The organism is Paenibacillus sp. KN14-4R, assembly GCF_052180255.1.
In the GTDB taxonomy this organism is placed as follows: domain Bacteria; phylum Bacillota; class Bacilli; order Paenibacillales; family NBRC-103111; genus Paenibacillus_AM.
In genome coordinates, this window is sequence record NZ_CP197466.1 from 2,572,849 (window position 1) to 2,597,165 (window position 24,317).

At 40.5% G+C, this 24,317-nt stretch carries 23 protein-coding genes; 2 read left to right on the forward strand and 21 right to left on the reverse strand.

What is annotated here, in order from left to right; genetic code table 11:
- Nucleotides 1–41: 41 nt before the first annotated feature.
- The 7 genes from ACSBOP_RS12415 to ACSBOP_RS12445 form a co-directional block, all read right to left on the reverse strand.
- Nucleotides 42–617, reverse strand: a complete 576-nt coding sequence (locus tag ACSBOP_RS12415) for a TetR/AcrR family transcriptional regulator (protein ID WP_442600852.1) — start codon at nucleotides 615–617, stop codon at nucleotides 42–44.
- Between the two features lie 489 nt (nucleotides 618–1,106).
- Nucleotides 1,107–3,677 carry a bifunctional lysylphosphatidylglycerol flippase/synthetase MprF gene (mprF, locus tag ACSBOP_RS12420; protein ID WP_442600853.1) on the reverse strand — a complete coding sequence of 857 codons (2,571 nt, stop codon included), beginning with the start codon at nucleotides 3,675–3,677 and terminating at the stop codon, nucleotides 1,107–1,109.
- Nucleotides 3,678–3,810: 133 nt separating this feature from the next.
- Complete coding sequence (locus ACSBOP_RS12425) at nucleotides 3,811–4,659, reverse strand: DUF4247 domain-containing protein (RefSeq protein WP_442600854.1); 849 nt, start codon at nucleotides 4,657–4,659, stop codon at nucleotides 3,811–3,813.
- Between the two features lie 16 nt (nucleotides 4,660–4,675).
- Nucleotides 4,676–5,182, reverse strand: coding sequence for a DUF4178 domain-containing protein (locus ACSBOP_RS12430; RefSeq protein WP_442600855.1), 507 nt, complete (start codon nucleotides 5,180–5,182; stop codon nucleotides 4,676–4,678).
- Between the two features lie 40 nt (nucleotides 5,183–5,222).
- Nucleotides 5,223–5,639 carry a DUF350 domain-containing protein gene (locus ACSBOP_RS12435; protein ID WP_442600856.1) on the reverse strand — a complete coding sequence of 139 codons (417 nt, stop codon included), beginning with the start codon at nucleotides 5,637–5,639 and terminating at the stop codon, nucleotides 5,223–5,225.
- Nucleotides 5,640–5,722: 83 nt separating this feature from the next.
- Nucleotides 5,723–6,391, reverse strand: a complete 669-nt coding sequence (locus ACSBOP_RS12440) for a PspA/IM30 family protein (protein ID WP_442600857.1) — start codon at nucleotides 6,389–6,391, stop codon at nucleotides 5,723–5,725.
- Between the two features lie 266 nt (nucleotides 6,392–6,657).
- Nucleotides 6,658–7,866, reverse strand: coding sequence for a threonine synthase (locus ACSBOP_RS12445; protein WP_442600858.1), 1,209 nt, complete (start codon nucleotides 7,864–7,866; stop codon nucleotides 6,658–6,660).
- 206 nt (nucleotides 7,867–8,072) lie between these two features.
- On the opposite strand from ACSBOP_RS12445, the gene panD reads away from it, so the two are divergent.
- Both panD and ACSBOP_RS12455 read left to right on the forward strand, forming a co-directional pair.
- Nucleotides 8,073–8,471 (forward strand): aspartate 1-decarboxylase, encoded by a 399-nt coding sequence (panD, locus tag ACSBOP_RS12450; RefSeq protein WP_442600859.1) that lies wholly within the window; start codon nucleotides 8,073–8,075, stop codon nucleotides 8,469–8,471.
- A complete protein-coding gene (locus ACSBOP_RS12455; protein ID WP_442600860.1) occupies nucleotides 8,468–9,208 on the forward strand; it encodes a YheC/YheD family protein in 741 nt (246 codons plus the stop codon). Before panD ends, ACSBOP_RS12455 begins: the two co-directional genes overlap by 4 nt.
- Before the next feature lie 149 nt (nucleotides 9,209–9,357).
- On the opposite strand, the gene ACSBOP_RS12460 is transcribed toward ACSBOP_RS12455, so the two are convergent.
- From ACSBOP_RS12460 to ACSBOP_RS12525, 14 genes are all read right to left on the reverse strand, one after another.
- On the reverse strand, nucleotides 9,358–10,356 hold the full coding sequence (locus ACSBOP_RS12460) for a hypothetical protein (RefSeq protein ID WP_442600861.1): 999 nt from the start codon (nucleotides 10,354–10,356) through the stop codon (nucleotides 9,358–9,360).
- Nucleotides 10,343–10,891 (reverse strand): hypothetical protein, encoded by a 549-nt coding sequence (locus ACSBOP_RS12465; RefSeq protein ID WP_442600862.1) that lies wholly within the window; start codon nucleotides 10,889–10,891, stop codon nucleotides 10,343–10,345. Before ACSBOP_RS12465 ends, ACSBOP_RS12460 begins: the two co-directional genes overlap by 14 nt.
- A 12-nt stretch (nucleotides 10,892–10,903) precedes the next feature.
- Nucleotides 10,904–11,290 (reverse strand): hypothetical protein, encoded by a 387-nt coding sequence (locus ACSBOP_RS12470; protein ID WP_442600863.1) that lies wholly within the window; start codon nucleotides 11,288–11,290, stop codon nucleotides 10,904–10,906.
- Between the two features lie 11 nt (nucleotides 11,291–11,301).
- Entirely contained in the window at nucleotides 11,302–11,781 is a 480-nt protein-coding gene (locus tag ACSBOP_RS12475) for an ABC transporter permease (RefSeq protein ID WP_442600864.1), read from the reverse strand.
- An 18-nt stretch (nucleotides 11,782–11,799) separates the two neighbouring features.
- Nucleotides 11,800–13,896: a hypothetical protein gene (locus tag ACSBOP_RS12480; protein WP_442600865.1), complete on the reverse strand. Its 2,097-nt coding sequence runs from the start codon at nucleotides 13,894–13,896 to the stop codon at nucleotides 11,800–11,802.
- A complete protein-coding gene (locus tag ACSBOP_RS12485) occupies nucleotides 13,886–15,727 on the reverse strand; it encodes a pilus assembly protein CpaF (protein ID WP_442604462.1) in 1,842 nt (613 codons plus the stop codon). Before ACSBOP_RS12485 ends, ACSBOP_RS12480 begins: the two co-directional genes overlap by 11 nt.
- Nucleotides 15,728–15,777: 50 nt before the next feature.
- Nucleotides 15,778–16,614 carry a chromosome partitioning protein ParA gene (locus ACSBOP_RS12490; protein WP_442600866.1) on the reverse strand — a complete coding sequence of 279 codons (837 nt, stop codon included), beginning with the start codon at nucleotides 16,612–16,614 and terminating at the stop codon, nucleotides 15,778–15,780.
- On the reverse strand, nucleotides 16,614–17,342 hold the full coding sequence (locus ACSBOP_RS12495) for a hypothetical protein (RefSeq protein WP_442600867.1): 729 nt from the start codon (nucleotides 17,340–17,342) through the stop codon (nucleotides 16,614–16,616). The genes ACSBOP_RS12490 and ACSBOP_RS12495 overlap by 1 nt, the downstream gene beginning before the upstream one ends.
- Before the next feature lie 18 nt (nucleotides 17,343–17,360).
- Nucleotides 17,361–18,458, reverse strand: coding sequence for an SAF domain-containing protein (locus ACSBOP_RS12500; protein ID WP_442600868.1), 1,098 nt, complete (start codon nucleotides 18,456–18,458; stop codon nucleotides 17,361–17,363).
- 148 nt (nucleotides 18,459–18,606) lie between these two features.
- Nucleotides 18,607–19,059 (reverse strand): RicAFT regulatory complex protein RicA family protein, encoded by a 453-nt coding sequence (locus ACSBOP_RS12505; RefSeq protein WP_442600869.1) that lies wholly within the window; start codon nucleotides 19,057–19,059, stop codon nucleotides 18,607–18,609.
- Nucleotides 19,060–19,089: 30 nt separating this feature from the next.
- Nucleotides 19,090–20,571, reverse strand: coding sequence for a tRNA (N6-isopentenyl adenosine(37)-C2)-methylthiotransferase MiaB (gene miaB, locus ACSBOP_RS12510; protein ID WP_442600870.1), 1,482 nt, complete (start codon nucleotides 20,569–20,571; stop codon nucleotides 19,090–19,092).
- Nucleotides 20,572–20,729: 158 nt separating this feature from the next.
- Nucleotides 20,730–21,311, reverse strand: a complete 582-nt coding sequence (gene pduL / locus ACSBOP_RS12515) for a phosphate propanoyltransferase (protein WP_442600871.1) — start codon at nucleotides 21,309–21,311, stop codon at nucleotides 20,730–20,732.
- A 204-nt stretch (nucleotides 21,312–21,515) separates the two neighbouring features.
- Nucleotides 21,516–22,382 carry a 2-oxoacid:ferredoxin oxidoreductase subunit beta gene (locus tag ACSBOP_RS12520; protein ID WP_442600872.1) on the reverse strand — a complete coding sequence of 289 codons (867 nt, stop codon included), beginning with the start codon at nucleotides 22,380–22,382 and terminating at the stop codon, nucleotides 21,516–21,518.
- 2 nt (nucleotides 22,383–22,384) lie between these two features.
- Entirely contained in the window at nucleotides 22,385–24,118 is a 1,734-nt protein-coding gene (locus ACSBOP_RS12525; protein WP_442600873.1) for a 2-oxoacid:acceptor oxidoreductase subunit alpha, read from the reverse strand.
- Nucleotides 24,119–24,317 lie beyond the last annotated feature (199 nt).

Here is a 24,317-nt window from a genome sequence, read left to right on the forward strand (position 1 = left end):
TTCTTCAATTTCTTTGTTCATTCATCTTGCCCTAAATTACGTTACTCATGCCGGCGTTCGGGAGCGATAATCCCATAACACAACAGATTCAACATTTGATCTGCAGCGTTACGAGCACTTGAGAGCCCCTCACTTGTCATCATTCTCGTGATGAACTCATTCATGCAAGCCATAAACATTGTAATAATTTGTGGGGCAATGTCCTTACGTATGGTCCCTTTTTGTTGAGCTCGAAAAATAAATAGTTCAAATTCAGGCATCATATGATTTCGTTGATATTCCATTATTTTATTAAAAATAAGGGGATATTCCGTCATCAACTCATGAAAGAATTGCTCGTATCTTGTACGCAGCTGTTTTTCACAAGAAAGCTTTGACATAATGTCCAACACATCGTCAGAGCTCTCCAGAATCATTTTCATCTGCATATGATGCTCATGAGCTACCTTTTCACATACTTCTTCAATTAAGCCTTCCTTACTTTGAAAATATTTATAAATCGTCATCTTTGATACGGGGACCGCTGCCGCTACTTGACTCATACTGGTGTCGCGGATTCCATTTTCAAAAAATAAATGGCACCCTATCTCTAGCACCCGCTGTTTTTTACGGTTCATCGCATTCAACACCCTTGTAATAATTAAGGTCGCAAAGTACATTATATCGATAAAATAATAAATTACAATCTTTTTTTGTACTCAAATCAGCAATCGAGTACACATTTAAACAAATTAAAAAGCTTTCAAGAATACCGCATTCCCAAAAGCTTAAGAAACTCACATTACTTTTATGGATCTGTTTTAAAACAACGAAAGCCCTACCTCTCTTTCATCCTTACGGCTCCTAGACCGTGCCAGTGTGAATTAAATCGATCGTACCATTGTTTTCAGGGTGCTTTTTGTTCCTGCAGAATTGAAGTCATTGTGGAAGGGTCAAGCTTCTAGTATCTTGCATAGAATTTGCGAGGTGCAATATTGAGGAAAAAAAGAATCCTGTTACGTGAATAGTAAAGGGGTTATTGAGTTTGATATTTAATTATATATCACATCTTAGACTATGTCAATACAAAAACGGAGAACGCCTAGGTTGCGTTCCCCGTCTGTATGCTAACGCATCGTGTCGCCGCCTTTATTAATGAGCCTCAAAACTAGAAACAAGGTCCATGGTAAAAAGCGATTACGTCGATACGCCAAGTATTTACTTCCCCACTTCGGATCGTATTTCTCCTTCTGCTCTCTGATTTTGCAAAAGCTGAATGTAAAAGATAAGTTGTTAAATACAGCTGCCGCGATACGTTCAGAGAAGAAGGAGTGGTCCCTTTGTCCCACATTTGCAAGCGGAGCTAGTCCCATGTTAAATCGTTGGTATCCTACTTCCTTTGCCCATTCGAATACATTCATGAACAATACATCCATAATTTCTCTTGACTCCCCGGGCACAATTCGTACCAAGTCGACCGACACCTCATGAGCTTGATATACAGGCATGATTGAAGCGAAAGCAACCATTTCACCATCTGGTCTACGCAGAACTGCGATCGGCGCACGTTCTAGATAATCCCTGTCAAAGTAACCCATCGAAAAGCCTTTTTCCTTTTTCTTATCAAGGAAAGCATCTGACACCTGCTTCATTTCTTCGAACACATGATCTAAGAATGGAGGCTGTACCACTTCAAACACGTATCCTTCACGCTCATACTGATGTTTTAACACTTGTTGTTGTGTACGCTTTCGTCCTGGCTGACTGAGCTTTCGCAAATCAACAACAGCCTCTTCACCAAGTTTAAAGAAGCGGAAGCCGAGATCATGATAAAGTGGCATGAGATCGCTCTGTACTTGGTAAAAAATAACATGATAACCATAGCGATCAACTTTATCTAAGAACAACTCCAATAACTCAGGGAAGGAGTCTGGGTGTCCAGATGGGTCACCCAGGACGATCAGTCGATTTCCTTTTCTCACAAATTGAAGAAGTGCCTTCCCATCATGAGAGATGAAGAATCGCTTGTCGCCTAAATACCCTAGATGACTTAATACGTTCCCACCATTCTCATTCAAGAACATTTCTAAGCGATGAAAGGAAGCTGGAACACCAGGTACAATCTTACGTCTGGTACGATCAAACCAATAGGACCCTATGACGGTAAAGACGACTGTGAAAGTAATGGCCACTGCAGTAATTATGTTCAAGCCCAAAAGTGGAGTATAGACGACTTCACTAAAATCTGGATCTCCTGATTGCGTCAATTCGGATGTAAAGAGTGTAATGATATAGAAGAAATATAACAAGAAACCCGTAAAGGCTGTATAAACGATTATACCGAATACAGATACTTCAATTCGCACTCGATTAAACTGTTTACGCAGCAAAACTAACAGTAGTCCGAGCAATAGAAGACCAACAGAAGTTTCAATATATAAGCCCCGCAAGATGCTCGTTACTGCCGCCCCTGCAATTGTGCATATCGATAAGACATAAGCCCTCTGTGTACGTTTGTAAATCCCTTTTGTCAAGCCTAATAAGATAAGTGCAAAAGCAAGCGTAAGCCCTGAGGCAAAGTAAATGACCCAGTCCGGGAATAAGACATGCATGCTTTCATCACGATCAATCGAGTTAGGGATAAGGACCGTGAAGAATAAAGCCATGCCTCCAACAAACGTTAACACAGCTAGGGACCCATCACCAAGCTTTTGTAACAATACGCGCTGAATGGTCCAGAATACACCCCACGCCTCTTTTGTTTGTTGAATGATACCCTGTTCCTCAACATGCTTAACGACTACACCGGACATTTCAAATGCCGCAATGATAAGCCCAAGACCAAATGGGATAAAGTAATACACAAGTCGATATAAAAGCAGCGCGGACAGTGCCACACCCTTATCCACACCTAGCGACTCCATCGCAATGATGAAAATAAGGTCGAATGATCCAAGTCCACCTGGCACCAAGCTGATCGTCCCCGCGACAGCTGCAATAACGAATGCCCCTAACGCTTCGGGATAGCCAATGGAAACGCCTAATAAACGAAGCATGACGTACGCTGTACTACCGGCTGTTAACCATTCAACAAGCGACACTACGGTGTACATCAAAGTCGTTTTCGCTGAAGCTGTAGCTCGTCCCTTCCATTTGGATAGCAAAATGTAAGCAGGCAAAAATAAAAATATCCCACTTAATGCAATCCACAACCATCGATTCGATGCTAATACTGCTCGGACAGGCAGCACATCAATAATAACAAAGAAAGACAAAATAGATAGCCCACTAAGAAGTGATGGAGCCATCCAAGCAATTCCTTTTACTAATTGCCCATTTTTCTTCACATTGTCTCTATATAACAAGGCACGCAGAGTAGCGCCTGCAAGCCCCCCGAACCCAAAAATCCCATTAAAGGAGTTCGCTATCCAAGATACTCTAAAAATTTTACCGAATGATGCCTTCCCCTTCAAAGAACGAACTAATATGTAATCGTAAAAAAACATGGTGAAAACAGCAATTGCGCCAACCACAATTGCAAAAATAAACCCACCACTTGGTATACTTTTTATCGCCTTGATTGCTTCTGCTAAAGATAAGCCTTCAAGCTCTTTTTTAAGATGAATGACAACGAACACAATGATCGCAATTGGAAGTAAAAATTTAAACAGACGCAACAAAGCACGTTTAGATAACATCTGCTGGCCTCATTTCTGTGTGACTCGCACTTTGTAGTATTCCCCTTAGCTATTATGTATTAATCAAACAATTGAGGCAAGCATCAACAAAGTCAATAGATGCCTGCCCATTCAGGGAAAATAAAGGACATTATTACTTACGTTTTGTAACTTTTCCTGATCCAGAACTTGTCTTAGGTGGGCTCGGCTTCTTCTCCGTAACTTTAAATCCACTGCCGCTTGATTTGGAACTGCTGGATGAAGAATTAGACGAACTAGATGAACTAGACGAACTGGAGGAGCTATTCTTCTCTTCGCGGATTACTTTTCCTGAGGAATCTTTAGGTTTATCTGGTTCTGATTTATTCTCAACTGGTTTTTTCTGGAATATATCCCCAGTTGAACTGCCTTTATCACTGGACTTGGAATTGCTAGTACTGGTTCCACGTTTAACTACAGAGCCTTTTCGTTCCACCGTCATCGGCGGTGCTTGTTTCTTTTCTTCTACTGTAGGCGCTTTATACTCTGTACGTGGTTTATACGTATCCCTGCTCGCATATCCTCGATAATTCCCACCCGAGTTATTGTTGCCAAACATATCAAATACACGATCAATGACAGTTGCAGCAATATACCCTTTTAGAAAATCCGATGCATAATTCTGCTGAACATACTCTTTATTATCAACTTCAATTAAAGTATCGTTTGCTTTCGCAGGGTCTTTCTGGATATTATACAGTTTATCCTTATAAACAAGGAACATACGCTCCGGGTCTTCTTTGGAAATTTGTTCTGGCTTATCTTGATCAGCGAGTTCTTTCGCCACTTCAGGTACTGTCTTATCACTTGCCCGATACACATAAGAACTTTGAGTTCCTTGCTTATTAACGGATTCAAGTGGGTAATTATCTTTTACTGCATCTCCCCCACATGCAGCAAGGAGTGGCAGCAGCAAACTAAAGACGAGCGTCAATTTTAAAGCATGCAACAACCGTCTAGCCATTACTTTCACTCCCTAATTAATTACCACGAATTACTTTCAAATCTCCTGGTAATATCCATTGTCCTTCATATAACATAAATCGACCATCCTGCCACTCAATACGAAACAGTCTGGAATTGTCTGATTGATATTGCCAGACATATTGGTCTCCACCTTGTTTAAAAGGAGTCTTACCGCTTGTCACAACAAGTCCTGAATACTGCTCTTCTAAGAAATAATTCGTTCCATCAAGCTCCATTGTAGTTGGAACTTCATCCGGTGTATCCAAACGACCATCAATCGGTGCATATAACGAATAGATTAGCTTTTCGCGCTCTTCAATGTGTAAGTAATTGATTGTATTCCCATCTTGCAAAGTAAGGACAACTGCATTACGCTGACGATTCTGAATACGTCCTGTTACCTCATAGGTAACTAGCGACACTTCACAGATGTCTCCCGGTACAAGCGAAAGCATACTTCTTTCTTGTTTCGGTGGTTCAGGCTTTGCAACAATATTTTTGATGCGTTGAAATAAACTCATACTATATCGCCCTTTCTATATTTAGATTTTACAGTATTAATTACGTGTTTACCAATAGATAGGACGCAATGACCATTGCCCCAACAATGTGCAGGGATCCTCCCAATAATGCATGAGCGATGTTCCCCTGTTTCGTACCTTCATCTAAATTTAGAGATACAGTCCATTTCAGTACAATACGAACAATGAACTCAAGAATTAATAGGATGACAAATGATACGACAGATGCAAGTACCGCATCCCATAAATCACTGGAGCTACGAATAGATTGACTCAAAATATAGCCTTGAGCAAACAATTTCATCACAAATCGGGTCGCCACCGCTACGTTCCCATTTTTAATTTCTTCCATGTCCTTATAACGTGTAAATAATGAATCAATCGCCATTAGAATGACTAGCAGTACTGCCCCTACTCCTGTCCATACAAGAGTTGCTAGAATCGTCATCCATGTCATGCTTAGTTCCTCCCCCACAATCTGCTATTCAGAAAAGAAAAACGTCTTTCGACGTTTCTCTCCATACCTACTATTATAGAAGATTATTTTTGTTCGTATTGCTTCATAAGAGCAGCAAGCTCATCATCCACTGCTTTACCGGAACCAAGCTTCTCGAACTCATCGTCAAGCGATGCACCTTTAGCAGACATTTCATTACTAGCTTCTGCTTGTGCTTCCATTTGAAGCATTTTCTCTTCCATACGTTTGAGACCTGCGGAAGCTGTGTCAGAACCAAGGCCGGACATCGCTTTGTTGATTTCAGTTTGAGCTTTAGCAGCATTATAACGAGCTACTAATGTCTCACGCTTGTTTTTCATTTCAACAAGATCTTTACGCATTTCTTCGAGCTTCTTACGAAGGTTATCTGCTGCTAATTTGTTTTGGTCATACGTTGCTTTATATTCATTCATCTTTTGCTCACAAGATTTCTTCTCTTCTAGAGCACGACGAGCAAGCTCGATGTTTTGTGCTTGTGCAGCCATATGCGCTTGTTCTTCACGCTTTTTCACTAATGCTTCTTGCTCTTCATAAAGCATTTTGAATTTTTTCTCAATCGCGATTTGAGCAGCTACTGCTTTCTCTGCATCTTCCAAATCTTCTTGCATATCGCGTAAATATTGATCAGTCATTTTAATTGGATCTTCCGCTTTCTCAATTAGAGCATACACATTCGACATTGTTAAATCACGTAATCTTTTAAAAATAGACATGGTTTCTTTCCTCCTTGGAAAATGTTTTCACTATTGATACGTGCTGCAAAAAAAAACGTTTCAATCGAGACAAAAAATCTTTATTTATCATATCACATGGTGAAAAATGGGTATATGGGAATCTGTAAAATTTTTGATTTCAATCAAGAAACCGCAAAAAACTGGCCCGCTATGAAAGCGAACCGGTTTATGAATAGTATTATCATAAATAGCGAACCTCCCTAATTAAGAGATTTTCGCTATTAAGAGTATAGTAACACCCATTTTTAGCGTTTAATCACAAAATCTTCATAAGATCGAATGATAGGATAATTTTTTGAATTGATCCAATCTAAATATTTCATTGCATGTGAGGTGTTGAATAATACGATCGAATCACTTACACCAACCTTGCCAGCTTCAAGCAATTTTATTAATCCAGCGAGTGTGGATGCACCTTCTGGTGATGCAGAAATCCCAACACGTCCCATCATTCGTTGAGCTGCAACAATTTCCTCTTGATTCACAGCAATTGCATCCCCACCAACTTCATGAAGAATCTTTACAATGAACGCTCCATCTGGAGGTTGAGGTACACGTAATCCAGTTGGTGCTGACGTAACCTCGCTTTCTTGACAAACTTCAACGCCTTCTTGATGATAAAATGCATCTACGATGGGTTTACAGCCATCTTCTTGAATCGAAATGATTCGAGGTAAATCACCTGTTACTAGACCTAATTCTAACAGCTCACGAAAAGCTTTCCACAGCCCAATCACACCTGAACCTCCACCTGTTGGGTAGATGATGACATCGGGCATTTTCCAACCTAATTGCTCTGCAATTTCAAGCCCCATTGTCTTCTTACCTTCTACACGACCTGGTTCCTTTAATGTTCCAACATTGAACCATCCTTCTGATTCTTTTCCTTCTTCAATAATGCGTCCTGCGTCATGAATCATTCCATCAACCAAGAACACATGAGACCCATAATGAGCAGACTCTTCTACGATTAATCCGGGGCAATCTTTTGGAACGAAGAGGAAAGCTTCCATATGCGCACGTGCAGCATAAGCTGCTAACGCTGAAGCAGCATTGCCGTTAGAAGGTACGGTTACTTTCTGAATCCCATGTTCACGAAGCAGCGATATAGCTACTGAAAATCCACGAGCTTTGAAACTACCTGACGGATTTTGTTCTTCTCTTTTCACATATAGGGAACCGACTCGTAGATACTGCTCCAACTGATGCATGCGAAGAAGCGGTGTCCAGCCTTCTCCTAATGTCACAATATTGTCCTCATTTTCTATAGGTAACAAGTCGCTATATCTCCACAAAGAGGTCTCTCTTTGCGTGAGTGGCTTAAGCTGTAACATTCGCTTTGCGTGTTCCAAATCATATTCAACTAGAAGCGTACCTCCACATTCACAACGTCCGATTAGCACAAGTGGATATTGTTGACCGCATCGGACGCAGACAAGCTGACATTTGTTCATTTTATCCCTCCTGCAATCCTACGAACAGTTCACGAAGTTCTCTCATCACAATTACAATACACGGCAGTGGAAAATAAGAAACGGCATGCACCCAGTACCAATTAAATATTGACTAACACGCCCAGAACAAGGAAGCATCCAGCTTCATATATTGTTGAGAATGGGCTACTTTGATTTACTATAAGTAAGGGAGGCACAACCTTCACATGCAGCGTTTAATGTGTAAAGGAAAAATTCACAGGGCTACTGTCACGCAAGCGGATCTCAACTATGTAGGCTCCATCACAATTGATAGCGCTTTGATGCAAGGAGCGAATATTCTTCCCTATGAAATGGTTCAAATCACCTCACTTCGCAATGCGACACGATGGAAAACATACGCAATCCCCGCTCCAAGTGGATCAGGAAAGATCTGTTTAAACGGCCCCCCTGCTCATCTATTCGAACCTGGAGATATTGTTATTATCTTAAGCATGGGGACCTTCTCAGAGGAAGAAGCGAAGACATTAAAACCGCGTGTGGTTTTTGTGGATGAGCATAATCACATTACACGTGTGGAGGAGCATGATCTCGTTATTATTCAGCAGGAGGGGACTTCACCATGAGTAATTGGACTTGGAGTAAGTGGAGTAAACATCAGGTGCTGCTCAAATCGCCGTACATTTCCAATCATTTACCAGATACCTGTCAATTTTCTCGCAAGAACTTTCATGAAATGCTCAGCAAACATCAGAATATCATAATAAAACCTTCAGCTAAAAGCGGAGGGATCGGTGTTATTCTTGTCTCCAATTTGCAGAATTCAAATTTTAGAATTCATCGAGGCATAAAGGTCCAAATCGTAAAAGGCGCTAACAACGTGTTTAACCTATTGAAGCCTAGCATCCAAATTCCTTATCTCATCCAATCCAGGATTAATCTTGCAGAAGTTAATGGCCGCCCCTATGACCTACGTGTCATGGTTCAACGGCATACCAATAGCTCGGAATGGACCGTAACTGGTAAACTTGCCAAAATTGCAGGACCTGGATATATCATTACCAATACAGCTCGCAGTAAAGGCAGAGTCGCTTTATTCTCAGATGCTACCAGGCAATCAAAAGTGCTCAATGGCAGGACCATGCAAGTGATGCATGCCAGCGTGAATGAATTATCAATAAAAATTGCAAAACAGCTTAGCTCAACTTATCATAACCGTCGTATAATGGGAATCGATATTGGAATCGACAAGAACGGTACAATCTGGATCATTGAAGTCAACTTTACACCGAGTGTTAATTTATTTTTAAAGTTAAAGGATCGACAAGCTTATCAGCGCATTAGACGATACCAAAAAGGATAGTGCGATACACATAAAAAAGCACCTTCCACACAGCTGAACTGCATGGAAGGTGCCTTGTCATTTAAGCGTAACTTTTATCTTTATCTCATATCCATATACATGAATATGATTCCGGTTGGCATGCTGCATTTTATCACACACATTTAAGATCATTGGTTAGCACAGCTAAGCTGCCGATAACCTGCCTTTGCCGCGGCTTGTCCACTTCCATAAGTCTCAAGATAATCATAATCTGCGCTCGTAAATTTCCCTTTACACTCCTTGCGGAAAAAGAATTTTACACCACTTGATCGACTTATGGCTGCTTGATACATCGGCTTCTTCAACACTCGACTACCACCAAGTGCGTAATTGTTATAATAGCTTTTGCCAATTGGTATTCCTTGCACAAAAGCCATCATTCCAACATCATCAATCGTGTTATTCCACTCTTCTTGACTAATTGTCGGTAAAGTGAAAGTATAAGCTGCACCGCTTCGTTTAGCTACTTCATTCGCATGATTCATATATAACTCAAGCTCAGTTTGAATGCTATTAACAATAGTAATTCTCCGTATTTGTTCGAAAGTATCCTTATTTTGTAAAAGCGGTATAGTAACTTCGTTCTGAATATCGGTACGGTATCCTTCTTTCCACATGTTCTTACTTTTCTCATAAGCCGTTACATAGTCATCTAGCGTAAAAGATAGCGAATTGCCTTGAACATCTTGATACGCATACATTTTCTTTTCGGACCATACCTCTTTTACTTCTATTTCATTCTTAGCATTTCGGTATTCTTCCTTAGACAAGATAAAATAACCATCATAACCAATCACAATGACAACTGGGACAAAATCACGTAATATCCCCTGTCCGACTTGATCTTCCCTCACACCAAAGTTCGTATAAAGAGTATGGAAAAATGCCTCAATACCTCGTTGCAGGTTCGTTCTGATTCTTTTACCTGATTCATAACCCGCTTCTAATGCTTGTATTTCATTCGTTATCAGTGCAAATGCTCCATCATCAACAGCAGCATTAATTGCAGCATCATATCGAGCCTTTAAGAGTGTTATTTTACGTTGATCCGTTATATTCATCTGATTAACTACCAAGAATGGGAAAATAATAAATATGAAAAAGAGTACAAGCTTAGTAATCTTCATTACGTACCATACCCCCATATGGGATCATGATCTTTGCTCTTGCTGTGTTAGCATGATGTAGAAAATCCCACATGATCGTCGCTTGTGTTCGGTTCGTATTCGTTAGGATGACTTTAAAATAATCCCCTGTAGCAAGTTTATACATCCGTTGTTTATTATCCATTGCTTGGGTTGTAATCGGAAAAAGAATCTGCATGATCTGTTCCGTAAAATACTGATCGTAATCCACATTCGTCTCATTCTTGAAAGTCCCGGGCAAAAGAGGATCTGTATAAACAGGGTTGTACCGCTTGTGATCATGTTCCATCTGGATGTCAAATGTATTCCCGGTTGCATGAACAGCTTTAGAAAAATCATTATACATCGTTGGAGTGATGTAGCCCTTATCACGAACAGCATCCACAAACTCCCTAACAGCGGTCATGGAAACTAAGCTCGATATATCATCTTGCTTTTCAAATGTATCTGCGATCGGATAGAGAAATAACAACAAAATGGCAATGAGCAAAGCAAATACTTTAGATAAAGCATTCAACAATCTTCACCTCTAGGTGGATTCATAATCGATGCGGATCAGTTCCCCCTGGGAGCCACGCACACTTTTGCGAACATATTTTTTACCTTGATTAATAAATGAAAGATCTGCTTGCTCAATTTTTAAATCCTTGGGATATAGATGACCATTCACTTGAATATTGACCTTGATCTCTTCAATATGATAAATACTTTGCAGCACCACGGCACTACTTACGGTAAAAACATCCAGATTGGTAGACGTATTTACAATATTGTGATCCAACTCATTTCCCGAAATATAAGTGGTTTGAACTGTTTTGCCGATAAAATGAACTTGGTATAACGCAACCGTTAATGCGCTAATAAATATAACGGTTGCGAATGACAGCCATAGCATGGATTTAAGGTTGGAGTCCATCTCAATTGTTCCTAAGGCCTAGCTACTTGCTGCTCAAAAACTAAGCCGCGGATCACATTGCTTTTATCACGAATAATACTTGATTTAAACTTACCACTCGGATTTACGTATTGAGCAGCTAGTTCATTACTTACTTCGTTGATATTCGCTTTAGATACTTGCTTTATATTTCCGTAATTATCGGTATCCGTATAAATCTCATTGTTGTACCATGATCCTGTTGTATTTTTACCTGTAATAATCTGAACCCCGAATTGATCTTTATTGATATACTTCCTTAGTGCATTCGTTACTTGGTTACCTGAGATAACCGTGTTGTCATACACCGTAAAGGCTGTCTGTGAGAGCTCAGTTTGAATATCCGAAAAATTATTTTGAGCCGTCTTCGTTGCTTCCTGTGCCGAAATAAACAACACAACCCCAATTGTAATTAACGCGATTGCCAGAAAAATTCCAGCAGCCATAACAAGTGCTTTTTGAGCATTACCCATCTTTCATTCTCCCTATCTTTATGAAATTTTGTTAATTTGATCGTAATAAACCGACATTTGATTAAAACTCATCGCGACAAGTGGTATGACCAGATATAAGAAAACCAATGCATACATCGGCATAAATCCGATCATCTTCCCCCAACTTGCTTTCGTATCAATCATACGTTCATATTCTTGCTTGCGTTGTTCCTGATAGAAAGTTCGCTCACTTTCAAGATCATCAAACGCTTGACGAATCGGAATCTTTTCAACAGCTAGCTGAAACTTCTCCACCGTCCTTGCAAAAGGCACGAAAGGCGCATCTTCTTTTAGTTGCTGCAAGGCTGTATCTGCGCCTGCTTCATAATGAAGTAAGCAATTATGAAGAGGTTCTTTAAATACAACTGCAAAACGTTCCATTGACTCTATAATCGTCTCAACCGAAATGCGTTCCATCTCGCACAATATCGCAATCACCGTATGAAATTGATCCACTTCATTTTTCATTTCCATAGCCAGCATTTTCTTTTGAAAATAAAGCAACCAAATCGGTACGTGATATCCCATCCATCCGATCAAGATCGCAATAAGTACTTCCCACCACTTGAGATATTCTGAATTCAACGCATTAATTTTAGAAACGATTCGATTAATCGTCTGATTAATTTGTACTTCATTGCCTCCACGATCTTGCTCACTGGACTCCTTTACTAATTGTGAAACTTGTGATCTTGAATCACCTTCTCCATTCTTTACTTGTTCTATAACATTTCGATCATAATGGACGACCGCTTGTGCCTTTGAATCTTCCTTCTCATTTAATTTCCCGAAAATAACCCCGGGCTGCGATGTGGCTTGTACAATATTCGTAATCGCCAAAACATGCATGGTTCCGAACATAATAACTACAGTTAAAAAACTAATTAAGCAAAGCGTAATCCTCCTGATGAATAACAAATCCAATGGTAGTGGAGAGTTAGCTTCTTTCAATAACTGTATGCATTTCTCATATTCCCTTGAGCTCTTTCGAGGCATGAACTGCTCAGCCAACCATTGAATCGGACGAACACGCTGCACTTGCTGCTCCCAGAACCTTCTCTTCGTAGCTCGTACAAAGCTTCTTTCCGTGTGTTCTTGCATTTTTCGAAGTAAAATGTACGACACTCCAATGATCACAATAATGACGATCTTAGTCATCAAACCGAATTTACCGTTATAAAACTCCTCCATCGCCGGAAAATTGTTACGTGCCCATATCTCGATCGGCGTCGTAAACAGAGCAGGTGCAATCGCGATCGCCGTAAGGCCCTTTAACAAATAACTAAGTTTCTCCCGCTTCAATATCTCAATCTTTAATTCATTTGTTAGCCGTGTTAGTCCATTCAAGAATAATGAACCAGTTGCGATCTTCTTATCCCCATATTCCTGAATGAGGAAAGCAATACTCGCGAACATTTTGAGAAACCGATTCGGTGCAACTTCATAGTACCCCTCAAGTTTTTGTTCAGGATTATTCGCTGTTAATATCTCGTACACTTCTTTACCGTGAATCGCAGCCTCATATAAAGCTGTCTCAGAAGCTTCATAAATCGCTTCATCCACCATGCCATGATGCTGATAATGATGACGAACATCACCAATTAAATCGACCAATTGCCTCAGCAATCGATCATCTATCCGATTAATGAAAGTATCAATCAAGATACTGTTGAGAATAACTGCACCTAAGAGCACCATCGCTATGAACGAAATACTCTGATTGAATAGTAAGAGCACCCCTACGATCGCAAACATCATACTTAGACAAGTAATCGCGATCTTCATCGTCTGTTTTCTCAGCATATACTCATCATACGTATGGATATGGGCGATTCGTTTACGAATCTTCCGTACATACATATTCAACAGCGGAATCCGAAGTACTTTGACATAACCACGCTGATACCACGTATTAATCCATTGTTTCGTTGCACTTCCTTGTGTTGGGGAGATAAGCATTTGTGCACGTAAACGTGAATCATATGTACCTTGCTTCATCTGTCTTCGCTCGATAACTTTAAGTGCAATTAGAATGACGAAGAACAGGAAGATACATACACCTCCGAGCAGCAGCAAAATGTCTCTAACTGACATAGCGCTCCCCCCATTGCTCCCGAACAAATTGATTAAACGCGTAGGCATCGGCTTGCGACATCAATTCGCACATTTCAAGTCGACTGTTGTCCGAAATCGGGTGCTTCACCACGTATTTACCATTTTCAAATTCAATGATATTACGTGATTCAAATTGTTGCCGATCGGTCGAGCGTTTAAAATACTCAGCCATCGTCACCATAAATTGATCCAACTTCTCTGGCAAAGGAGCATCTTGTTTAAAATCCATCGGATAAGGTGCGTTCTGTTTGATGGGAACACATTCCGTAATACGCTCCACGTATCGTTTACCGTCAAAATCACGTTTTAAATGAATATCAAAGTTAATAACACTAATGACCTGCTGTTCGGCTAGGATTTCATTATTGAACATCCCTGTCTTCAGTAAAGAGTTACGCAATGAGAACACTAAATCCTTGAACGTTTTCGCATGATGTGTAAAAAGCGTAAACAAGCTAGCTACCTGCGACATTTGGATCATCCATGCAGCGACTGGATCTGTAGCCACCTCACCCAGAATATTGACCGTTCCATCTGTCTTCTTCTGCACATCCAGCCCATCCTGCCCCGAAATCGTGTCAGTCTCCCGTAAGCTCAAAATGTTGCGCTCTTTATAAATTTTTCTTAAATGTAGTTCAAAAGCAACTTCCTGCACACGGATGTTGTATTTGGCACTTATATAGGTGATCATCGCCATCAAAAATGTTGTCTTCCCACTACCTTGTGCTCCAGTAATTGCCGTAATGCGACAACCTTTCACTAAGTACTTCACCAAGGAAATAACAAGCTCGGAACCCTCATCCTTCACCAGCTGCTCAAGGGTTGCATTGGGAATATCAAATTTACGAACGAAGAATGCCCAAGACTCTGCAAACCGAGGTCGAACAACTACTACACGCGAGCCATCTTTCATCTCATTGATCTTAAATCCATTTGATTCGGACAATTGGCCTGGTGCATTGTATTTATAAATATTTTGACATACACGCTTAAGTTCCATCTCTGATCCAAACGATAGAAACGCGAAATGGACCGATTTCCCTTTATAAAACAACCACACACTGTCATGCGTCTGTGGGATCTTATTGTTCATCTGCATCGTATACATATCGAGCTCCGAAGTATGCTGGCTAAACGAACTCGGAATACCTGATACCCCACCAGACACCCCGTCAATATTCATATCGCGGATTTCGTCAATGACGGAGAAACCCTTATAGTTCTGGTAAATACGCTGAACAATGATGTTCATTTTATCTTCGAAAGCTAGATGTCTGTGAACTGATTTATAAATCTTCTCGATTTCGCTGCTTGTCACAATGAAAGATTCCGTTTCACCATTTTCAATGACCCATTTAGGTTTGACTAGATCATGCTTTTCTAAAAACATACTAAGTGCGTCAAACTGATGCTTTTTCTTATAAATATGTAACAGGATCTCAAACTGATCTTGAATCGATAACAACTCCCGGTTATCAAATGCAATGACTTGATTGATGTTTGTTTCATCCAGTCCATATGTATGCTGCAGCAAATCGTAGATAAATGCTTTGACATAAGTCTTCGCATTGAGATCCCCATAGCTACAAGTCTTAAGCGCTGTTTTCAATTCATAACGTTTATTCTTCCGCCTTGTAAACTCTTCTTCTGACAGTCCTAGATCATATAAGCTGCTGCTCGTAATTTCACTTAAAGTTGTCTTCACATAGCTCGTCATCACATCAATTCTGAACTTGTTGACATCAATCTTAGATTTCTGAGGCGCTTGCTTATTTCCAGTTACCTTAAACCAGATCAGCATCCCTGCCATGCCTACAATAATTAAGATTCCGATCAGGTTAATCGTATAAAATGTCACTTTTACCCCCTCCCCTCACTTAAGAGATCAATATCAACTCCTAGACGGGATAAAGTACCACGGGCAAATCGTTGAACTTCACTAATAAAAAAATAGTTAGGATGGCCTTTCTTTACATTGCGATTACGAACGAAGAAATCAAGTACCTGCTGATCGTTCCATGCATCTAAAAATTCTGCACAATGCGGAACTGTATAAATAGGCTGCTTAACCTTAAAACGTCTAGCAATGTTATTCACGGTATACTTGGAATGACGATCATATTGTCCAAGCACAATTATATAGGGTACTTGATCTAAGGCAGCTGGCCAATGTTCCTTTGAAAAGAATCGATCCAGTACCTGAATGTTCTGATTCAAGTTCACTACAATAAGATCAGCCGCTTGCATCACTTGTTGTGTAAGTAAATTTGAAGTCTCGCTATTTACATCAATCCAAATATGGTCATAATGTTGTTTCGCATGTGCCATAATCATTGGCATCACTTTGATCATATTCTCATCAAAAGCTTCCTGTTCATTGTGCGGACCCACTAATAAATCTAGACGTTCCTTAAGTATAGGAAGCGTGTAATCCTTCATATTATCCGCGGTAAGCAGGTTACTACGTGCTAATCGAGTTAAGGCATCTATCCCCGTATTCGTCATATCCAGCAAGTGCTGATCCTGTTGTACCCGCTGCTTAACGTAGGCTGTTTCTATGGTTGACCACATGCCATTCGTATGTGCAATCAAATTTTTGGTCATATACTCAAGCCCTGCAATTGTTGCCAATGCGATAAGATTACCCGTTGTTCCTGCTTGTCCACGGGCAGATCCCCAGAATGCGATTTGACTCATTAATGTCTCCCCTTTCTTACCCGTTTGAAAGCAGATTTCACTTCTGCATGTGTAAGTCCACTCATTTCAGCTGCGACCTCCATTAGAATCGTCTGATACGATTTCGACAGACGATTCAATCGCAGTCGGTTGCTATATTGATTATCAATTTTGGCTGCATAATCAACTTCATCCAGCTCAATCATATAAAACTCACCTGACCAAGCAATCGGATGATGAGCAAGCATTTTCTCAAAATATTCAACAGACAAGTGACAATCTGCTGCATCTTTAATTACAGGGATGAATGTGGTATATCCAGAGTTCGCTTGCTTTGGTAGCACCTTTTGTAATATTTCATCGTTTACATGCGTACAGCTTTTCTCATAATTCGTAACTAGCACTCGTTGACAATAGTCTTGAATATTAATCCCCTCAAAAAATGCCTCATGATTGGTATCGATCATAATGATGTCAAATCCAGTCGTTTTCAGTGATTGACCTTCAAACTGTACCGATTCTAAATAACTTTCTACTTCCATGGCCGTCTTCATCCCATAAGAAACATAAAATCCTTCATACTCCGTCATATCACCTGCTGCATCAATATGGGGTACAGCATACTTTAACTTCTGCTCAGAAGTTGCATCAATAAGTAAGATCTTCTGCCCTGCAGCAGCCAAGATCGCTGCAATGTACAGCATCAGATCCGACTTATCACATGCCCCCACAAACAAGATTTGCTTCATCTCTTTCTCCTGCCTCACCTACGGATTCAACCGATTTTTATCGGATTCATTTATAACGTCATCTTGCTTGTTCTTCGTTTCTTGCTCATTACTCGTAGCCCCACTTAGGCTTCCCTTATGTAAGGTTCCAAGTTCAGGACCTGAACTTAATGGAGCACCATTTCTTTGCACGCCAGATGAGTTGGAATGTGGTAACTCTGTTCTTGATTGATTCTGGTTTTGCGCTTGATCTTGTGACTGAACTTGAGTTTGGGTCTGATTCTGTGACTGAGTACGTCCAGATTGAACTCGTGATTTTTGCGCTGCATCCATTTCCTCTAAATCTTTATCTAATTGCTGCCTCATTCGCTTCGCTAATTCATCTTTAGCACGTTCCAGCACGTTAGGATCATTCTTAAGCAATTCTAATACTTTCAAATTCGCAGGATAGTTCACAATTGCTGCTTCTTGCATATAGGGATCGACATAGCTTAACGCATAAATCTTTGCCCCTTGTAAATAGGCATCTACAATTGCACTTGAGAAATTTAAAATCTCAACTTCATTCATGTCATACCAAACCGTGCCTAACGCTAGATCCTTTACTTTCTTCTTGGCAAGTACAATATAATCTTGACCTGTCGGGAAATTGATCCGCACATCAACAAAATCATCCTTTTTCAGCTTGCTTGGTAGGGTGATCATATTAAATTCTTGTGACCTGATATCTCGCTTAATCCAGCCTTCTTCAAAAAGCATTGGCGCTGTTAATGGTGTTCGGTCACCTAAGTTGATTTTCAAAACTTTACCAACAGCCATATCGCCATTTGTAATTACATTATCAGGAGCTTGATGCTGATCTACCTCTATAAATGTGAAATCTTCACTCGTAAGCTTCGTTCCAGCAAGCAGTTCCTTATTAGCCACTAGGATCGATTGTTTAACTACAGCCGTTTGCTGGGTGACAAGTTCAGCTACTTTCATCTTCTTCTCATATTCTTCGCGTATTCGTTTTGTCTCCTTCGAATGTTCGACTAGGTTGTAGGTGACCACTCCCGCTCCAACAAGTCCCATCGAAAGTGCTCCAATCATTCCCGCAACCATTAAATTTTTCGTTCTTTGCCGTATTACAGACACAAACTTGATTCCCCTCTCTCGTAAAACAATAAAAAAAGCACGCATAAACCCCTTATAGGTTTAAGCGTGCTTCGCTTTTATGGTAAATTATGTTTTATTTTCATTTCCGTAATTAATGATACTGGAATCCATACGAACTGTCAAACGATTATTCGTTGCAGCTTGTAGGTGGAGCAGCTTCCCCTGACTCTACATCAATCTTATCTGAAATGGAATCACGAATCACATTGATTACCAATTGCAATAAGTAATTGATATCTTGTTGCGATTGCTTAAACTCGCTGACAAGTGGAATATTATCAAGCTCATCTTGAAGTTGATCAATTTCACCTTCAATTTTTGTAACCATATCTGCATTCTTGAACGTTTCGAAAGCAACGATCTCTTTTTGTTTCTTTTTGATCGATGAAATCAGCTTTTGAATACTTTCATTTGTAGCGATTTGTTTTTCGGCTTGTTGGAAGTACTTTACTTCATGTGAAGTTGTAATCAGATCTGCAAGTTCTTTCGCTCTTGCTAAGATATCTTCACGAACGATACTTTCAGTAACCGTAAACGTCTCAATTTGTTTACATGCGGACAACTCAACCTTTTTAGCCACAATCAAACACTCTCCCTGTCTATGCATCAATTATACAGTCTTTTGAAGCGGAGTCTCGATCAGTTCGCCCTTTAGGAACCACGTCTTTGCCTCCGTAACACGTAAATGAACAATCGTGCCTATAAGCTCTCGGCTACCTACAAAATGAATGAGCTTGTTCGTACGAGTCCGAGCAGAAAGCACATTCGCATCATTCTTGCTTTCTCCTTCAACAAGAACTTCGACAACCTGCCCAATCAACTTCTGATTGCTTTCACTACTGAACGTCGCGATCACTTCATTCAGACGCTGCAATCTAGCTTTTTTCACTTCAAGAGGAACATTATCCTCCATCGCTGCAGCCGGTGTTCCCTCACGTGGTGAGTAGATGAATGTAAATGCGAAATCGAAACCAACTTCTTTTACAAGACTCATCGTTTCTTCGAACTGTTCGTCCGTTTCACCAGGGAACCCAACAATAATATCCGTACTCAATACCACATCTGGCATAACCGTTTTGATCTTTGAAGCAAGTTCCAAGTACCGCTCACGCGTATATTTACGACTCATCTTCTTCAAGATCTCGGTGCTCCCTGATTGAACCGGTAGATGGATATGCTCCATTAAGTTACCTTTTTTACCCAGCACTTCAATGAGATGATCATCAAAATCACGCGGATGCGACGTCATGAAACGCACGCGTGGCACATCTATTTTACGAATATCATTCATCAAATCTCCGAATAAATACTCGATATCATCAAAATCTTTACCATATGCATTCACATTCTGTCCGAGTAAAGTGATCTCTTTAAACCCTTGACGAGCAAGATCACGTACCTCTGCAAGCACATCTTCTGGTCTACGACTGCGTTCTTTACCACGAGTATATGGAACGATGCAATAGGTGCAGAATTTATCACAGCCATACATGATATTCACCCAAGCACGCATACCCTCACGTTTCTTCGGCATATTTTCGACGATGTCGCCCTCTTTGGACCAAACTTCAACGACCATCTCTTTTGAAAAATAAGCTTCTTTAAGTAGGGATGGCAATCTATGAATATTATGTGTTCCAAAAATAATGTCTACAAACGCATGTTTCTTCAGAATACGGTTTACTACCGCTTCTTCTTGCGACATACATCCACAGACACCTAAAATTAAGCCAGGCTTCTGCAATTTGAGAGTTTTCAAGTGCCCCAATTCACCAAACACTTTATCTTCTGCATTCTCGCGAATCGCACATGTGTTTAACAAAATAATATCTGCCTCTTGACGATCCTCAGTGCCCGTATAGCCCATTGCTTCGAGCATACCCTTCATTGTTTCAGTGTCATGCTCATTCATTTGACAGCCATAAGTTTGGATCAGGTAATGCTTGTCTTTGCCAAGCTCCTTATCCTCATCTGGTATCTGGAAGTCATAATGAACTTTTATATCTTCTTTCCCACGTTTCTTAGCATCTGTCAGAGAGGGTGGTTGAAAATATTTGGAAAAATCCTTTTCGGATTTTGTATGTTGAGACACGTACCATTCCTCCTTTTGTAATCCAGAACGTACTCATAACTTACATTATACCACCTGTCTAGGTAGGTTTTCAAAAGAAATCAAGGGATTTTGTGGCAGTATCTTGTAAAATAAAAAAGAACGAGCAAGTAGCTCGTTCCTCTTATGACTTTAAAAGATTATCCGATAATTTCAGCCATATCTCCTGTTCTTACCCCAGCAGCATTACCTTCGTCTGTATCGATATGCATGTCCAATGCAAATTGATCCGAAACGCGAGCAATGACATCTTCAAATACCAATGGGCGAAGACCGTTCAAACGAACTTTCAACACTTGCTGATCCGCGATACCCCATTTAGCGGCATCACTTGTGTGGAAGTGAATGTGACGAGCAGCTACGATTACACCTTTGTCCAATTCCACTTCACCAGCTGGACCTACAAGTTTAATACCAGGTGTTCCTTCAATGCGACCTGATTCACGAACAGGTGCTGGAACGCCGACTTTCATCGTATCTGTCATTGCAAGTTCAAATTGGGATTCTTTTCTTGCTGGTCCTAAAATTCTTACTTTATCAAAAGAACCCTTTGGTCCAACAACAGCTACAGTTTCCTGCGCCGCAAACTGACCTGGTTGCGTGAGATCTTTCATTACCGTTAACTCATAGCCTTTTCCAAATAATTGGTCAATGTGAGCTTGTGATAAATGAATATGTCTTGCAGAAATCCCGATAGGTACTTGCTTAGTTGTTGTAGTCATAGTTGTCCACCCTTATCTTTTAAATTATAAACACAGTATGGAGCTGTGCCCCAAACTCTATTCTAATGAATTTTAGCTCTAAAGTAAACCAGCAGACACGGCTTCGTCCTGCTTACACTGACATCAGCGCTTCTCCTTGGTTGTCGTCGTCTATCCAGCGCAAAAAAAGCGTGCGGAATCAACCACACGCTCTTGTAACTTCAATTAAACAAACTCAGCAACGAGTTTTTGGAAGTCTGCTTCGGAAATCTTAAGATCCTGTTTAGCAAGTGCTTCATCTTTAAAGTTAGGAACAGAAGCATCATAACTTGCTCTGTCTTTATTTTGATAGATGATGCCCGTTAACATGCCGTTTGTTTCCATTAGCTTCGTCATCGCCATAGCACGGTTGCTTGGATCATAATCAGGAATGCTTTCCAAATCAACTACGTTTTCTTTGAACCAATCATAAGTGTTTACTTTATTGAAAGTCACACATGGACTGAATACGTTAATCATGGAGAAACCTTTATGTTTCATCCCTTCTTCAATTACAGCTGTAAGCTGCTTCAAGTTGGATGAGAACGATTGCGCAACGAATGTTGCACCTGCTGCCAGAGCCATTTCAAGAGGCGCTAGAGCTTGCTCAAGCGTACCTTGTGGCGCACCCTTTGTTTTAAAACCTTCCGCACTACGTGGGGACGGTTGGCCTTTTGTTAATCCGTAGATCTGGTTATCCATTACAATGTACGTAATGTCAATATTACGACGAATCGCATGTACAGTGTGACCCATACCAATTGCAAAACCATCACCATCACCACCGGAAGCAAGTACAGTAAGTTCACGGTTAGCCATTTTAAGACCTTGTGCGATTGGCAAAGATCGACCATGCACACCATGGAGGCCATAAGCATTAATATAACCGGAGATACGTCCGGAACAACCAATACCAGACACAACTGCAAGATCTTCAGGCTCTAAGCCTACGTTTGCTGCTGCTCTTTGGATAGCTGCTTGTACGGAGAAATCTCCGCAACCTGGGCACCAGTTCGGTTTTACATTATTACGAAAGTCTTTTAACGTTGCCATGATTACTTCAACTCCTTACAAGCTTGGTGAATATCCGATGGTAAGAATGGGTTACCGTTATATTTTAAAACATTCTTAATTTTGTCTGCATAGCCTGCATTTAACTTAATTAAGTTTGCAAGTTGGCCTGTTGCGTTATTTTCAACAACAACAACTGTTTTAGCACTTTCAAGATAAGGTTTCATTTCCTCAGCAGGGAATGGGTGAAGCAAACGCACTGTTACATGGTTGCTCGTAATTCCATCGGCAGCTAGACGACCTCTTGCTTCGTCAATCGTACCACCTGTTGAACCCATACCAATGATAAGAAGCTCTGGATTTTCATGCGGAGCATCAACAAGGATTGGATTGTTTACTTTCACATTCTTCAACTTCATCATACGTTTATCCATCATTTTTTGACGGTTGATTGTGCTTTCAGAAGGACGACCCTCTTGATCATGCTCAACGCCAGTTACATGGTGAATACCGTTTTTCATACCAGGAATCACACGTGGTGAAATACCATCTTCAGTGAACTCATAACGCTTAAACAGCTTGTTCTCTTCATTTGCAGGTGCCTCAGTTACAAGCGCTCCACGATCGATTACGATTTTGTTGTAATCAAGCAATTCAGAGGATTGTTTACCAAGGGAAAGCTGCAAGTCTGTTACAACGATAACTGGGCATTGATATTTTTCAGCCAAGTTGAATGCTTCGATCATGTCATAGAAACACTCTTCAATTGTGCTCGGTGCAAGAACGATCTTCGGAATCTCGCCGTGAGTACCGTTAATCATTGCATTAATATCAGATTGCTCTTGTTTTGTTGGAAGACCTGTACTTGGACCACCACGTTGTGTATCAACGATAACCAAAGGTGTTTCCGTCATACCTGCAAGACCGATCGCTTCCATCATTAGAGAAAGACCAGGACCTGCAGAAGCCGTCATTGCACGAACACCACCGTAGTTAGCGCCAATTGCCATTGTTACAGCTGCAATCTCATCTTCCGTTTGGATAACCGTACCATTAAATTTCGGTAAAGCTTTAATCAAATATTCCATAATCTCGGAAGCTGGTGTAATTGGGTATGCAGGCATAAAGCGGCATCCAGCAGCTACAGCTCCAAGTCCGATTGCATCGTTACCGATAATGAATAACTTTTGCTCGCCATCAGCAGGTTCTAATCTGAACTCTTCCAATGGGCCGCCTGCTAATTCTAGTACGTATTCTGCACCTTTACGAACGGCTTCAACGTTCTTCTCGATTACAGCAGCGCCTTTACGGCCATACTCTTCTTCAACCGCTTTATTGAATACTTCAAGAGGCAAACCAAGGAGTGCCCATGATGCACCAGAAGCAGCCATATTTTTGAAAAGGGAAGTTCCAAGTTCTTCAGCAATAGCTGTAATTGGTACTGGGAACAATCTAGCATTAACGCCTTCCGGCAATGTTGGATTAAATTTAGCATCCGCAATTACGACGCCACCTGCACATAGTTCATGCGCATTCAAATCGATCGTTTCTTGGTCAAATGCAACTAGAATATTCAAATCATCAGAAATTGAACGAATCGGTTTAGTGGATATCCGAATCTTGTTGTTTGTATGGCCCCCCTTAATCCGCGATGAGAAATGACGGTATCCATACAAATAATACCCCAGTCTATTAAGTGATGTGGAAAAAATACGGTCTGTACTTTCTACACCCTCACCTTGCTGACCACCGATCTTCCAAGACAACTGACTAATCACCTTACGTCCTCTCCTTTTAAACAGCAGCTATGTTTTATTAACATGACAGAAAACTTGAAAAACTAGATTTAATTTAGTTATTAAAATATTAAGAACATGTTTCAACTGAATTTTAGTGCTTCGCCATGGAAAATGCAAGCATTTTCAACCATCTTATTAGATAGAGTTTTTAGATTGAAATGATCTAATTTTGAGATGA

Excerpts from the sequence above, each read along its gene's own strand:
- ACSBOP_RS12520 (WP_442600872.1), bottom strand. The coding sequence starts at position 22,382 with ATGGCAACGTTAAAAGACTTTCGTAATAATGTAAAACCGAACTGGTGC.
- mprF (WP_442600853.1), bottom strand. The coding sequence starts at position 3,677 with ATGTTATCTAAACGTGCTTTGTTGCGTCTGTTTAAATTTTTACTTCCA.
- ACSBOP_RS12455 (WP_442600860.1), top strand. The coding sequence starts at position 8,468 with ATGAGTAATTGGACTTGGAGTAAGTGGAGTAAACATCAGGTGCTGCTC.
- ACSBOP_RS12445 (WP_442600858.1), bottom strand. The coding sequence starts at position 7,866 with ATGAACAAATGTCAGCTTGTCTGCGTCCGATGCGGTCAACAATATCCA.
- pduL (WP_442600871.1), bottom strand. The coding sequence starts at position 21,311 with ATGACTACAACAACTAAGCAAGTACCTATCGGGATTTCTGCAAGACAT.
- ACSBOP_RS12435 (WP_442600856.1), bottom strand. The coding sequence starts at position 5,639 with ATGACATGGATGACGATTCTAGCAACTCTTGTATGGACAGGAGTAGGG.
- panD (WP_442600859.1), top strand. The coding sequence starts at position 8,073 with ATGCAGCGTTTAATGTGTAAAGGAAAAATTCACAGGGCTACTGTCACG.
- ACSBOP_RS12460 (WP_442600861.1), bottom strand. The coding sequence starts at position 10,356 with ATGAAGATTACTAAGCTTGTACTCTTTTTCATATTTATTATTTTCCCA.
- ACSBOP_RS12480 (WP_442600865.1), bottom strand. The coding sequence starts at position 13,896 with ATGTCAGTTAGAGACATTTTGCTGCTGCTCGGAGGTGTATGTATCTTC.
- ACSBOP_RS12470 (WP_442600863.1), bottom strand. The coding sequence starts at position 11,290 with ATGGACTCCAACCTTAAATCCATGCTATGGCTGTCATTCGCAACCGTT.
- ACSBOP_RS12430 (WP_442600855.1), bottom strand. The coding sequence starts at position 5,182 with ATGAGTTTATTTCAACGCATCAAAAATATTGTTGCAAAGCCTGAACCA.
- ACSBOP_RS12475 (WP_442600864.1), bottom strand. The coding sequence starts at position 11,781 with ATGGGTAATGCTCAAAAAGCACTTGTTATGGCTGCTGGAATTTTTCTG.
- ACSBOP_RS12440 (WP_442600857.1), bottom strand. The coding sequence starts at position 6,391 with ATGTCTATTTTTAAAAGATTACGTGATTTAACAATGTCGAATGTGTAT.
- ACSBOP_RS12495 (WP_442600867.1), bottom strand. The coding sequence starts at position 17,342 with ATGAAGCAAATCTTGTTTGTGGGGGCATGTGATAAGTCGGATCTGATG.
- ACSBOP_RS12485 (WP_442604462.1), bottom strand. The coding sequence starts at position 15,727 with ATGGCAGGGATGCTGATCTGGTTTAAGGTAACTGGAAATAAGCAAGCG.
- ACSBOP_RS12490 (WP_442600866.1), bottom strand. The coding sequence starts at position 16,614 with ATGAGTCAAATCGCATTCTGGGGATCTGCCCGTGGACAAGCAGGAACA.
- ACSBOP_RS12425 (WP_442600854.1), bottom strand. The coding sequence starts at position 4,659 with ATGGCTAGACGGTTGTTGCATGCTTTAAAATTGACGCTCGTCTTTAGT.
- ACSBOP_RS12415 (WP_442600852.1), bottom strand. The coding sequence starts at position 617 with ATGAACCGTAAAAAACAGCGGGTGCTAGAGATAGGGTGCCATTTATTT.